Here is a 13535-nt window from a genome sequence, read left to right as displayed (position 1 = left end):
CCGGACAACCCCGGCCCGGAACGGCACTTCAGGGGCAGGAAAACGCCTATGCGTAAAGGGCAGTACCGGTTCGTCGCGGGGTTTCTCATCGTTCCCGTGGCGCTCTACGTGGTCTTTGTGATCTGGCCTTACCTCCAGACGTTCGGCTATTCGCTGACCGACTGGAAGGGGCAGTCGCAGTCGTTCAGCTTCGTCGGCCTGGACAACTACACCGCGTTGTTCAAGGACGACATCTTCATGGGGGCGATCTGGCACAACATCCTGTTCCTGATCTTCATCCCGGCCATCACCATCCTGCTCGCCCTGTTCTTCGCGTTCATGCTGAACGCGGGCGGGCGCGGCCGGGCCGGCGGAGTCGCGGGAGTGGCCGGCTCCGGGTTCTACAAGGTCGTGTACTTCTTCCCGCAGGTCCTGTCGCTGGCGATCCTCGCCGTGCTGTTCGGCGCGGTGTACCGCAGTGACGGCGGCGGCATGCTCAACGGGTTCCTGATCAAGCTCGGCCTGGTCGACGAGGGCTCCCCCGTGGAGTGGCTCAACGAGCCCAACATCGTGCTGTGGGCGCTGATCGCGGTCGTCGTCTGGCACGGCGTCGGCTTCTATCTGGTGCTGTTCTCCGCGGCCATGCAGTCCATCCCCCGGGACATCTACGAGGCCGCGCTGATCGACGGCGCGAGCCGCTCCCACACCTTCTTCCGCATCACCCTGCCCCTGCTGTGGGACTCCGTGCAGACCGCCTGGGTCTACCTCGGCATCGCCGCGATGGACATGTTCATCCTGGTGACGACCATGACCTCCGGTGACTACGGCGGCGGCCCCGATCACCACAGCGAGGTCATGGCGACGGTGATGATGCGCAACTTCCTGCTGTACGGAAAGAGCGGCTACGCCTGTGCCATGGGCGTGATCATGCTGCTGCTCACCCTGATCGTGTCCGTGGTCACGCTGCGCGCCACCCGCCGCGAGCGCATCGAGTTCTGAGCGGGAGAGACGACGACATGAGCGCACCCATCAAGGAATCGGCACCCCCGACCCCGCCGACCCCGGTCAGCAAGGCACCGGCCCGGCCGGGCGACGCACGCGGCGAGGGCGTCGTACTGAACGTCTTCTCGCACGGCTTCCTCGCCCTGTGGGCGCTGCTGATCGTGCTGCCGCTGCTGTGGCTGGTGCTCAGCTCCTTCAAGACCGACGCCCAGATCGGCGGCTCGGCCTTCGGCTGGCCGGAGAACTGGGACCTGGGCGTCTTCTCCCGGGCCTGGGACAGGGGCATCGGGGACTACTTCCTCAACACCGTCATCGTGCTGATCTTCTCGGTGCCGCTGACGATGCTGTTCGGCTCCATGGCGGCGTACGTGCTGGCCCGCTACCAGTTCTGGGGCAACAGGTTCCTGTACTACTTCTTCGTCGCGGGCGCGATGTTCCCCGTGTTCCTGGCCCTGGTCCCGCTGTTCTTCATGGTCAAACGGCTGGACATGCTGAACACCTATCAGGGTCTGATCCTGGTGTACGTCGCCTACTCGATGCCGTTCACGGTCTTCTTCATGCACGCCTTCTTCCGGACCCTGCCGACGGCGGTGTTCGAGGCGGCGATCCTGGACGGCGCCTCGCACAGCCGGGCCTTCTTCCAGGTGATGCTGCCGATGGCGAAGCCGGGACTGCTCAGCGTCGGCATCTTCAACACCCTCGGCCAGTGGAACCAGTTCATCCTGCCGACGGTGCTGATGCAGCCGCAGAGCGGCGACGATCCGGAACGCTATGTGCTCACCCAGGGTCTGATCCAGCTCCAGCAGCAGCAGGGGTATGCCTCCGACCTTCCGGTGCTGTTCGCGGGCGTCACCATCGCCATGATCCCCATGCTGGTCGTGTACCTGTCGTTCCAGCGCCAGGTGCAGGCGGGTCTCACGTCCGCGACCTTGAAGTAAGCCTCGAAGTAACCCTCGGCAGTCACTCGGACGCACGCCGTTCCCCTCCCTGGGAGCGGCGTGCGTCCGTGTGTGCTGGACCCCGGATACTGTTCAACCTCTTGACGGGAGGCAACCCGAACGGCTCAGCTTAGAGTTCACTAGTTGGACATAGACGGGGCCTCACTGAAGCGGTCCCGCGCGCAGGAGGTCGTCGTGGAGACTCCGGGGTCGCAGTCGTCGCTGCACCGAGCCAACCTGGAACGGGTCGTCCGTGCCGTACGGCTGGCGGGCTCCCTCACCCAGGCGGAGATCGCCAGGACGACGGGGCTGTCGGCGGCGACGGTCTCCAATATCGTCCGGGAGCTGAAGGACGGCGGAACCGTCGAGGTCACGCCCACATCGGCGGGTGGCCGCCGGGCCCGCAGCGTCTCGCTGAGCGGGGACGCCGGCATTGTCATCGGCGTCGATTTCGGGCACACCCACCTCCGGGTCGCCGTGGGCAATCTGGCCCACCAGGTGCTGGCCGAGGAGTCCGAGCCGCTTGATGTGGACGCCTCCTCGACGCAGGGCTTCGACCGGGCGGAAGAGCTGGTCAACCGCCTGATCGCGGCCACCGGGGTGGACCGTTCGAAGGTCGCGGGCGTGGGCCTCGGCGTGCCCGGTCCGATCGACGTGGAGTCCGGGACCCTGGGCTCCACCGCCATCCTGCCGGGCTGGACCGGCACCAAGCCCGCCGAGGAGCTGCGGGGGCGGCTCGGCGTGCCGGTGCACGTGGACAACGACGCCAACCTGGGCGCCCTCGGGGAGCTGGTCTGGGGCAGCGGCCGAGGGGTGCGTGATCTTGCATACATCAAGGTCGCGAGCGGTGTCGGCTCCGGTCTGGTGATCAACGGGAAGATCTACCGAGGCCCAGGTGGCACAGCGGGAGAAATCGGTCATATTACTCTTGATGAGTCCGGCCCGGTCTGCCGCTGTGGAAACCGTGGCTGTCTGGAGACCTTCACGGCCGCGCGCTATGTGCTGCCGCTCCTCCAGCCCAGTCACGGTACGGATCTGACGATGGAGGGCGTTGTGCGGCTGGCCAGGGACGGAGACCCGGGCTGCCGTCGGGTGATCGCCGACGTCGGCCGCCACATCGGCAGTGGAGTGGCCAATCTCTGCAATCTCCTGAACCCGAGCCGGGTGGTCCTCGGCGGTGATCTCGCCGAGGCCGGCGAGCTGGTTCTCGGGCCCATCAGGGACTCCGTGAGCCGGTACGCGATCCCCAGCGCAGCACGTCAACTCTCCGTTCTCCCGGGGGCGCTTGGAGGCCGTGCGGAGGTGCTCGGAGCGCTCGCTCTCGCGCTCAGCGAGATGGGCGATTCGACCCTTTTGGACGGAACTCTGCACGCCACGGCACCCGCCTTCACTTAGAGAACGGATGGCACCGTTGCCAACCCGTTAAGGATTTACTTCTTGACGTCGCACGCGTGGCCGAGTTGACTTCCAGCCACCTCGGCCGCAACGACGCGGCCTCGTCAGGGAGGTTTCTAGAGTGAACACGCGTATGCGTCGTGCCGCCGTAGCCGTTGCCGCTGGTGCGATGGCCATCTCGCTCGCCGCTTGTGGCAGCGCCGATGAGGCCGGCGACAGTGACTCCACCAAGTCGAGCGCCAAGAAGGGCGACGACATCAAGGTCGGTCTGCTCCTGCCGGAGAACCAGACCGCGCGTTACGAGAAGTTCGACCGCCCGCTCATCGAGAAGAAGATCGGCGAGCTGACGAACGGCAAGGGCGAGGTCGTCTACGCCAACGCCAAGCAGGACGCGAGCCAGCAGGCCCAGCAGGTCGAGTCGATGATCACCAACAAGGTGGACGTGATCATCCTGGACGCGGTGGACGCCGCGGCCATCAAGTCCTCCGTGCAGAAGGCCAAGGACGCGAACATCCCGGTCGTCGCCTACGACCGCCTGGCGCAGGGCCCGATCGACGCCTACACCTCGTTCGACAACGAGACGGTCGGCAAGACCCAGGGCGAGGCCCTCCTGGAGGCCCTTGGCGACAAGGCCAAGGACGGCCAGATCGTCATGATGAACGGCTCCTCCACCGACCCGAACGCCGCCCAGTTCAAGGCGGGCGCGCACTCCGTCCTCGACGGCAAGGTGAACGTCGGCAAGGAGTACGACACCAAGGAGTGGAAGCCGGAGAACGCCAACGCCAACATGGAGGGCGCGATCTCGGCGATCGGCAAGGACAAGATCATCGGCGTCTACTCCGCCAATGACGGCATGGCCGGCGGTATCATCACCGCCCTCAAGGCCGCCGGTCTCGACGACGTCCCGGTGACCGGTCAGGACGCCGAGCTGGCGGGTGTGCAGCGCATCGTCACCGGTGAGCAGTACATGAGCGTCTACAAGCCGTACGCCCCCGAGGCCGACGCCGCCGCCGAGATGGCCGTCGCGCTCGCCCAGGGCAAGGCGCTGGACTCCGTCGCCAAGGACAAGGTCGACAGCCCCACCAACAAGGGCATCCCGGCGGTCCTGGTCGGCGTCACGTCGCTGACCCAGGACAACATCAACGACACCGTCGTCAAGGACGGCGTCTACACCGTCGCCGAGATCTGCACCGCCAAGTACAAGGCGGCCTGCGAGAAGATCGGCCTCGAGTAAACAGCCTCGAGTCCCTTTCCAAATACGGGAATTCGTCCTTGAATTCCCGTACGGGACTTGAAGCTCCAGGCTCCTCCGGTGCCCCGCGCAACAGACAGCCCCGCAAGCTCGGCGCGGGGCGCCGGACGGAACTCCCCCCTCTCAGTCTTCTGCACAACCTCCCGCCGGGTCAGGCGGCGAAGGAGATGGTTCACGTGTCCGCTACGCCCGTGCTGGCGTTGCGCGGGGTCTCCAAGCGGTTCGGTGCCGTTCAGGCGCTCACCGACGTAGAGCTTGAGGTCCACGCCGGTGAGGTGGTCGCCCTGGTCGGCGACAACGGCGCCGGAAAGTCCACGCTGGTCAAGACGATCGCCGGCGTGCACCCCATCGATGACGGCGTCATCGAGTGGGGCGGCAAGGCCGTAACGATCAACAAGCCGCACGACGCCCAGAACCTGGGCATCGCGACCGTCTACCAGGACCTCGCGCTGTGCGACAACATCGACGTCGTCGGCAACCTCTACCTGGGCCGGGAAGTCCGCAAGCGCGGCATCCTGGACGAGGTGGAGATGGAGCGCCGCTCCCGCGAGCTGCTGGACACGCTGTCCATCCGCATCCCGAGCGTCCGCATCCCGATCGCCTCGCTCTCCGGCGGTCAGCGCCAGACGGTCGCCATCGCCCGCTCCATGCTGGGCGAGCCCAAGCTCGTCATCCTCGACGAGCCCACCGCCGCCCTCGGTGTCGAGCAGACCGCCCAGGTCCTCGACCTCGTGGAGCGGCTGCGCGAGCGCGGCCACGCGGTCATCCTCATCAGCCACAACATGGCCGATGTGAAGGCCGTCGCCGACAAGGTCGCCGTCCTGCGCCTCGGGCGCAACAACGGCGTGTTCGAGGTCAAGTCGACCTCGCAGGAAGAGATCATCTCCGCCATCACCGGCGCCACGGACAACGCCGTGACCCGCCGTGCGGCGCGCTCCAATGGGGAGGTCAAGAAGTGAGCATCGACAAGACCTCCGCGACCACGGAAAACGCCCAGGACCACGTCGTGGAGAACCCCGAGGCCGCGGCGGGCGCCGCGACCGTTGTGGACCCCCGGCTGCTGGTGCGCGAGGAGGGCCTCGCGGGCTACGTCTCCGAGTTCAAGCGCAAGATGAAGGCCGGCGACCTGGGTTCCATCCCGGTCGTGATCGGTCTGGCGGTCATCTGGATCATCTTCCAGAGCCTGAACTCCAACTTCCTTACCGCCGGCAACCTCTCCGACATCTCCGTCGCCATGGTCGGCACGGGCATGATCGCCGTCGGTATCGTCTTCGTCCTGCTGCTGGGCGAGATCGACCTGTCGGTCGGCTCGGTCTCCGGTGTCGCCGGCGCCAGCTTCGCGGTGCTGAACGTCACCAACGGCATGAACGAGTGGCTCGCCTTCGTGCTGGCCATCCTCACCGGCACGGCCGCCGGCGCCATTCACGGCTTCTTCTTCGCGAAGATCGGCGTGCCCGCCTTCGCCGTGACCCTGGCCGGTCTGCTGTTCTGGAACGGCTTCATGCTCAAGATCCTGGGCGACAACGGCACCATCAACCTGGACAGCGAAGGCATCGTCGCCAAGCTGACCAGCTACTACTTCTCCGATGTGGCCGCCGCCTACGGTCTCGCCATCGCCGCGACCGCGCTGTTCTTCCTCAGCTCCTTCTACGGCAACCGCCGCCGCGAGGCCGCGGGAGTGCCGTCCCGGCCGCTGAGCGACACCATCCTGCGCACCGCGCTGCTGGCGATCGTCTCCTTCGCGGTGGCCGCGGTCTACAACTCCTACAAGGGCCTGCCGCTGGCCGTGGTGCTCTTCATCGGGGTCCTGCTGCTGACGGACTTCGTGCTGCGCCGCACCGCCTACGGCCGCAAGGTGTTCGCGCTCGGCGGCAGCGTCGAGGCGTCCCGCCGTGCGGGTATCAACGTGGAGATGGTCCGGATCTCGGTCTTCGCGATCTCCGGCACCTTCGCCGCCATCGGCGGTCTGTTCATCGCCTCGAAGATCGCCTCCGCGAACCAGGGCGCCGGCGCCGGTGACCTGCTGATGAACGCCATCGCGGCGGCCGTCATCGGTGGCACCTCGCTGTTCGGTGGCCGGGGCCGCACCTGGAACGCCCTGCTGGGTGTCCTCGTGATCGTCTCGATCCAGTACGGCCTGGCCCTGGAGGGCATCGCCTCCCCGGTCCAGTACATGATCACCGGTGGCGTGCTGCTGGCGACCGTCGTCATCGACGCGGTCACCCGCAAGACGCAGAAGACCGCGGGTCGCGCCTAACCGCGTCCCGCAGTCCCGCAAGACCTGTTGCCCGGTGCCAATGGCGGCACCGGGCACAGTCATGTCGTAGGAACGGCACATTGTGGGTACAGCCGATCGCGTGATGTACGACGCACCGCCCGCGCGCTGGCCGCGCAGGCGGAACATTAGACTCGACAAGCCCGGCAACAGCTCTACTGCAAGGAGGCACGGGTGCCGCTGCTGACCCGCATCAGGGGACCGCGCGATCTGGACCGGCTCAGCCTGGAGCAGCTGGACCAGCTGGCCGGCGAGATCAGGACCTTCCTCGTCGACGCGGTCTCCAAGACCGGCGGCCACCTCGGCCCCAACCTCGGTGTGGTGGAGCTGACCATCGCCCTGCACCGGGTCTTCGAGTCACCCAAGGACCGGGTGCTGTGGGACACGGGACACCAGTCCTACGTCCACAAGCTGCTCACCGGCCGCCAGGACTTCTCGAAGCTGAAGATGAAGGGCGGCCTGTCCGGCTACCCCTCGCAGGCCGAGTCCGAGCACGACGTCATCGAGAACAGCCACGCCTCCACGGTGCTCGGCTGGGCCGACGGCCTCGCCAAGGCCAACCAGATCCAGAAACGCGACGACCATGTCGTCGCCGTGATCGGTGACGGCGCCCTCACCGGCGGTATGGCCTGGGAGGCGCTGAACAACATCGCCGAGGCCAAGGACCGCCCCCTCGTCATCGTCGTCAACGACAACGAGCGGTCGTACGCGCCCACCATCGGCGGCCTGGCGAACCACCTGGCGACCCTGCGCACCACCGACGGCTACGAGCGCTTCCTCAGCCGCACCAAGGACATCCTCGACCGCACCCCGGTCGTCGGCAGGCCCCTCTACGAGACCCTGCACGGCGCCAAGAAGGGCCTGAAGGACTTCATCGCCCCGCAGGGCATGTTCGAGGACCTGGGCCTGAAGTACGTCGGCCCCATCGACGGCCACGACATCGAGGCCCTGGAGTCCGCCCTGGCCCGCGCCAAGCGGTTCGGCGGCCCGGTCATCGTGCACTGCCTCACCGAGAAGGGCCGCGGCTACCAGCCCGCCCTCCAGGACGAGGCCGACCGCTTCCACGCCGTCGGCAAGATCCACCCCGACACCGGACTGCCGATCGCCACCAGCGGCGCCGACTGGACCTCCGTCTTCGGCGAGGAGATGGTCAAGCTCGGCGAGGAGCGCGACGACATCGTCGCCATCACCGCCGCCATGCTCCAGCCGGTCGGCCTGGACAAGTTCGCCAAGCGCTTCCCGGACCGGGTCTACGACGTCGGCATCGCCGAGCAGCACGGCGCCGTGTCCGCGGCGGGCCTGGCGACCGGTGGCGTGCACCCGGTCTTCGCCGTCTACGCCACCTTCCTCAACCGCGCCTTCGACCAGGTCCTGATGGACGTGGCCCTGCACAAGTGCGGGGTGACCTTCGTGCTGGACCGGGCCGGGATCACCGGCACCGACGGCGCCTCCCACAACGGCATGTGGGACATGTCGATCCTCCAGGTCGTCCCCGGCCTGAGGCTCGCCGCCCCGCGCGACGCCGACCAGGTCCGCGCCCAGCTCCGCGAGGCCGTCCAGGTCAAGGACGCGCCGACCGTGGTCCGCTTCTCCAAGGGCGCCGTCGGCCCCGCCGTACCCGCCGTGGGCCGCGTCGGCGGCATGGACGTGCTGCGCGAGCCGGGCACCGACCGGCCCGACGTGCTGCTCGTCTCGGTGGGCGCTCTGGCCCCGATGTGCCTGGAGATCGCCTCCCTCCTCGACAAGCAGGGCATCTCCACCACCGTGGTCGACCCGCGCTGGGTGAAGCCCGTCGACGAGGCCATGGCCCCGCTGGCCGAGCGCCACCGGGTGGTCGTCACCGTCGAGGACAACTCCCGTGTCGGCGGCGTCGGCTCCGCCGTCGCCCAGGCCCTGCGCGACGCGGGCGTCGATGTCCCGCTGCGCGACTTCGGCATCCCGCCGCGCTTCCTCGACCACGCCTCGCGCGCCGAGGTCATGGCCGAGATCGGGCTGACCGCCCCGGACATCGCCCGCCAGGTCACCGGGCTGGTCTCCAAGCTGGACGGGCGGTACGACCGCACCCCGGCCGAAGCGGAGCCCGCGCGCGACTGAGTACCGCCGAACGGGCCGGTCCCACCCCCCTTTGCGGTGGTGGAACCGGCCCGTTCGTGTGACTTCGCTTGTGTCAGGGCATACGCACCACGCCCCCTCTCGATCATGTCGAGGACGACAAGCGTGGGAGGTACGCCCGTGGCCAACACCATCTTCCGGACGAAGAAGGTCGAGCAGTCCATCCTCGATACCGAGGAGCCCGAGCACGCGCTCAAGAAATCCTTGTCCGCGCTCGATCTGACGGTCTTCGGCGTCGGCGTCATCATCGGTACCGGCATCTTCGTGCTGACCGGCACCGTCGCCAAGAACAACGCCGGGCCGGCCGTCGCGCTGGCCTTCGTGGCGGCCGGCGTCGCCTGCGCGCTCGCCGCGCTCTGCTATGCCGAGTTCGCCTCCACGGTCCCGGTCGCCGGGTCCGCCTACACCTTCTCGTACGCCTCCCTGGGTGAACTGCCCGCCTGGATCATCGGCTGGGACCTGGTCCTGGAGTTCGCGCTCGGTACGGCGGTGGTGGCCGTCGGCTGGTCCGGCTATGTCCAGTCGCTCATGGACAACGCGGGCTGGGAGATGCCCGCGGAACTGGGCAGCAGAGAGGGCGCGGGGGAGTTCGGCTTCGACATCCTCGCCTTCGCCCTCGTCCTCGTCCTCACCGGCATCCTCGTCCTCGGGATGAAGCTCTCCGCGCGGATCACCTCGCTCGTCGTCGCCATCAAGGTGACGGTCGTGCTGACCGTGATCATCGCCGGTGCCTTCTTCATCGAGAGCGACAACTACGACCCGTTCATCCCGAAGACGCAGACCGTGGAGGCCGGCGAGAGTCTCCAGGCCCCGCTGATCCAGCTCATGTTCGGCTGGGCGCCCTCCAACTTCGGCGTGATGGGCATCTTCACCGCCGCCTCGGTCGTCTTCTTCGCCTTCATCGGCTTCGACGTGGTGGCCACGGCGGCCGAGGAGACCAGGAACCCGCAGCGGGACATGCCGAGAGGCATCATCGGCTCCCTGCTGATCTGCACGGCCCTCTACGTCGCCGTGTCGATCGTCGTCACCGGCATGCAGCACTACAGCGAGCTGTCCGTGGACGCCCCGCTGGCCGACGCCTTCAAGGCCACCGGGCATCCCTGGTTCGCGGGCTTCATCAGTTTCGGCGCGGCGGTCGGCCTGACGACGGTCTGCATGATCCTGCTCCTGGGCCAGACCCGCGTCTTCTTCGCGATGAGTCGCGACGGCCTGCTGCCGCGCTTCTTCTCGCACGTCCACCCGCGGTTCAAGACCCCGCACCGGCCGACCATCCTGCTCGGCGTGATCATCGCGATCCTGGCCGGCTTCACCCCGCTGACCGAACTCGCCGCCCTGGTGAACATCGGCACCCTGTTCGCCTTCGTGGTCGTCTCGATCGGCGTGATCATCCTCCGCAAGACCCGCCCCGACCTGCACCGCGCCTTCCGCACTCCCTGGGTGCCGGTGATTCCGATCCTGTCGGTGTGCGCCTCGCTGTGGCTGATGATCAACCTGCCCGCCGAGACCTGGGTCCGGTTCGCCATCTGGATGGTCGTCGGCTTCTTCGTGTACTTCCTCTACGGCCAGTCCCACAGCCGCCTCGGACGGCATGAGGAGACGACCGTGGGCCAGGTGATGAAGCCGCCGCGCGGTGACGCCGAGTAACGGACTTGCTGATTGATACGGCCCCGTATGTCCCGTTTCGGCGGGGCTGCGGGGCCGGATAGCGTGCACTCTCATGGACGCCGAGCTCCTCGCCCCGCAACGCTCCGTATCCACCCCACGCGTCGGCTGCGGCTACTGGAGACGCCTGCTCCCCGCCCTGCTGCTCCTGGCCGGTCTCACCCGCGTCCCGTCCTTCGCCCACCCCCTCTGGAACCCCGACGAGGGCTATCTCGCCGTACAGGCCCGCCTGCTCGCGCACGGCGGAGAGCTCTACGAGACGGTCGTGGACCGCAAGCCCCCGCTCGTGCCGTGGCTCTACCAGGGGGCGTTCGCGCTGACCGGCTCCGACTCGCTGGTGTCGGTGCGGCTGCTGGCGATCCTCGCGCACCTGCTGACCGCGGCCCTGCTCGCCTCGCTGGCCCGCCGTCGCTGGGGTGACACGGCGGGCCGCACGGCCGGAGTGCTGTATCTGCTGATCTCCGTCGGACTGAACCCCGAGGACGCGCAGGCGGCCGGCTTCGAGGTGTTCATGCTGCCGTGCACGGCGGCCGCGATGTGGTGCGCGGACCGCCGCCGCTGGGCCGCGGCGGGCCTGGCCGTGGGCTGCGCGTTCCTCGCCAAGCAGACGGGCGGCGCGGTGCTGCTGCCGGTGCTGTGGCTGTGCGGCGCCTCGTGGGCGAGGCTGCTGCGGATCGGGGCCGGGGCGGTGCTGCCGGTGCTGGCGGCGGCCGTACTCACCGATCCGTCCGGCTTCCTGTTCTGGACGGTCACCGGATCGGGCGCGTACGCCTCCTTCACCGGCTCCGAACTGCACGTGCTGGGCCGGGCGTTGACGAACACCGCGATCCTGACGGTGGCCTGCGCGGGCGTACTGCCGCTGCTGGTACGGGCGAGGCGTCCGGCGCCCGGTGACCTGTGGCTGTGGCTGGCCGCCTCAGCGGGCGCGGTGGCCCTGGGCTTCCACTTCTTCGGCCACTATTACCTGCAACTCACCCCGCCCCTGGCCCTGTTGGCGACAGCGGCGCTACGGCGACTGCCCCGGCCCCGGGCGATGCGCGCCCTCATCACCACGGCCTGCTGCGCGGCCCTCTTCCTCACCTGGGGAATGCTGGCCCCGCGCCCCGAACTGAGCCATGCCGAGCGCCTGGCGGCGGCGATCGGCCGCCACACGGCGCCGCACGACCGGATCCTCGTGTGGGGCATACATCCGGAGACGTACTGGCTGTCCGACCGCACCCCGGCGACCCGCTATCTGACGGCGGGTCTCCTGACGAACTACAGCGGCGGCCGGGACGGTCCGCGCGTGGGGGAGCGGTACGCGATGAAGGGCGCCTGGACGACCCTGAACCGGGAGTTCGCCACCGCCCCGCCCCGCCTGATCATCGACGACTCCCGCGGCAAGCCCTACGCCCCGGAACGCATCCGGCCCCTACGGCGCCTGCTGGAAGGGTACGAGGAGGTGGCGGTGGTGGACGGCGCCGTACTGCATGTGAAGGCCCGCTAGTCACGGCCGTACCGTCCGAGGGCCCGTCACCTCCGCGCCCAGTTCCGTCACCCGGCGACGCAGTTCGCGGTCGGCCGTGACGACCAGGCAGGGGCGGTCGGGCGGGCGTGCCGCGACCAGTTCCACCATGTGGTCGTCGCCGCTGCCCGGCGCGGATTCGACCCGTACGCCCTCGACGGACTCGACGCCGCGCGCCGCGCCCTCCACCACGAGCACGATCTCCACCTCGCCCGGCCGCCCCGGCACCCCGTCAGCCGCCAGCCGGTCGCGCAGCCGCTCCGCCGCGCCCCGTCGGTCCCGCCACCACCCGTCCGGCACCGAGCCGACCACGTTCGCGGCGTCGACGATCACGAGCAGAGCAGCCTCCATGGCCCCAGGGTCGCACGCGCTGCCCGGGACGCCCCCGTTTAGAGTGATCCGGTGAACGGCGTTTGGCTCATACGCGGCCGAGACGGCCGCCTCAGCGTCTACTGGCACACCCAGGAAGCCGTCCTGTGCCGCGCGGAGCGCATCCCCGGCGGCAGTTGGGACGCTCCCCGCCGTGTGGGCGGCGACCAGAAGGTGCAGCCGGGCTTCGCGCTGGGCCAGGGCCCCGACCGCTACGGCCACCTCATCGCCTGGCGCCCCACCCGTTCGGGCGAGTCGGGGCTCGTGCACTCCACCCACTTCCGCCCGCTGCTCGCCGCCCTGGACTGGCAGCCCATCGGCCACCCCAACAAGACCGGCGAGCGCACCGGCACCCCCGCCGTCGCCGTCGACGCGGAGGGCCGGGCCTACCTCTTCGTACGCAATCGCGGCAAGGGCGTGCACACCATCAACCAGAAGGAGCGCGGCGGCTGGAACACGTGGCACGACCTGAAGGGCTCCAAGGTGGGCGAGGAACTCGTCGCCGTCACCGCCGAGTCGGGCCTGGTCGAGGTGTACGCCACCAGCCCCACCGGCGTTCTGCGCTGGCTCCAGGAGGAACCCGGCGCCCGCCCGCTCGCCGCCGACCCGCTGGACGTACGAATCGAGCCCGGCACGCTCAACGCGCTGCCGACCTCGAAGGAGCACACCACCCTCTTCTTCAGCGACCCCGAGGGCATGCTGCACGCCTGGCGGCCGGACGGCGACCCGGTCCCGCTGATCGCCGCCGCGGGCCCAGGACCGGTCTCCACCGTCCGCTGCGACCTGAACGGCCACGACTGCACGCTGCTCGCCCAGCGCTCGTCCTCGGGCCGCGTGGCGTTCGCCGCGTACCCGACGGAACAGGAGTCGGCGGGCCTGTGGTGGACGGAGTCCGGCCCCGCCCTGCCCGCGGGCACCCGGGTCGCCGTGGTTGAGGACGCCGAGGGCCGGGTGGCGGCGGCGAGCCTGACCCCGGACGGCGTACTGCGCGTGGCCCGCCAGAAGGACGAGCCGGGGCTCGCGCTGGCGGCCTGGCGGGAGGTCTGA

11 protein-coding genes are annotated in these 13535 nt (G+C 68.9%); 10 read left to right on the top strand and 1 reads right to left on the bottom strand.

The genetic code is table 11. The annotated features are described in order from the left end of the window. The first annotated feature begins 48 nt into the window (after window positions 1-48). The 9 genes from BN159_RS11710 (at window position 49) to BN159_RS11670 (ending at window position 12101) form a co-directional block, all read left to right on the top strand. Window positions 49-978, top strand: a complete 930-nt coding sequence (locus tag BN159_RS11710; RefSeq protein ID WP_015657180.1) for a carbohydrate ABC transporter permease — start codon at window positions 49-51, stop codon at window positions 976-978. Between the two features lie 17 nt (window positions 979-995). Next, entirely contained in the window at window positions 996-1919 is a 924-nt protein-coding gene (locus BN159_RS11705) for a carbohydrate ABC transporter permease (protein WP_015657179.1), read from the top strand. 195 nt (window positions 1920-2114) lie between these two features. After that, window positions 2115-3314 (top strand): ROK family transcriptional regulator, encoded by a 1200-nt coding sequence (locus BN159_RS11700; protein ID WP_015657178.1) that lies wholly within the window; start codon window positions 2115-2117, stop codon window positions 3312-3314. Window positions 3315-3447: 133 nt separating this feature from the next. Then, the gene (locus tag BN159_RS11695) at window positions 3448-4548 is read left to right on the top strand and encodes a substrate-binding domain-containing protein (protein ID WP_041819124.1); all 1101 of its coding nucleotides are present in this window, start codon (window positions 3448-3450) and stop codon (window positions 4546-4548) included. Window positions 4549-4733: 185 nt separating this feature from the next. Then, window positions 4734-5525, top strand: a complete 792-nt coding sequence (locus BN159_RS11690) for an ATP-binding cassette domain-containing protein (protein ID WP_015657176.1) — start codon at window positions 4734-4736, stop codon at window positions 5523-5525. Then, window positions 5522-6823, top strand: a complete 1302-nt coding sequence (locus BN159_RS11685) for a sugar ABC transporter permease (RefSeq protein WP_015657175.1) — start codon at window positions 5522-5524, stop codon at window positions 6821-6823. Before BN159_RS11690 ends, BN159_RS11685 begins: the two co-directional genes overlap by 4 nt. 192 nt (window positions 6824-7015) lie before the next feature. Next, window positions 7016-8935, top strand: a complete 1920-nt coding sequence (gene dxs, locus BN159_RS11680) for a 1-deoxy-D-xylulose-5-phosphate synthase (protein WP_015657174.1) — start codon at window positions 7016-7018, stop codon at window positions 8933-8935. 138 nt (window positions 8936-9073) lie between these two features. Beyond that, window positions 9074-10597 carry an amino acid permease gene (locus tag BN159_RS11675; protein ID WP_015657173.1) on the top strand — a complete coding sequence of 508 codons (1524 nt, stop codon included), beginning with the start codon at window positions 9074-9076 and terminating at the stop codon, window positions 10595-10597. A gap of 73 nt (window positions 10598-10670) precedes the next feature. Then, window positions 10671-12101: a glycosyltransferase family 39 protein gene (locus BN159_RS11670; RefSeq protein WP_015657172.1), complete on the top strand. Its 1431-nt coding sequence runs from the start codon at window positions 10671-10673 to the stop codon at window positions 12099-12101. Here the strand turns inward: BN159_RS11670 and BN159_RS11665 are convergent, their stop codons facing one another. Next, window positions 12102-12470, bottom strand: a complete 369-nt coding sequence (locus BN159_RS11665; protein ID WP_015657171.1) for a PIN domain-containing protein — start codon at window positions 12468-12470, stop codon at window positions 12102-12104. A gap of 51 nt (window positions 12471-12521) precedes the next feature. Between BN159_RS11665 and BN159_RS11660 the strand changes: the two genes are divergently transcribed. Further along, window positions 12522-13535: a hypothetical protein gene (locus BN159_RS11660; protein WP_015657170.1), complete on the top strand. Its 1014-nt coding sequence runs from the start codon at window positions 12522-12524 to the stop codon at window positions 13533-13535.

The organism is Streptomyces davaonensis JCM 4913, from assembly GCF_000349325.1.
Taxonomy (GTDB): domain Bacteria; phylum Actinomycetota; class Actinomycetes; order Streptomycetales; family Streptomycetaceae; genus Streptomyces; species Streptomyces davaonensis.
The sequence above is the reverse complement of the archived record's forward strand: the minus strand, read 5'-3'. Positions and strand labels throughout refer to the sequence as shown.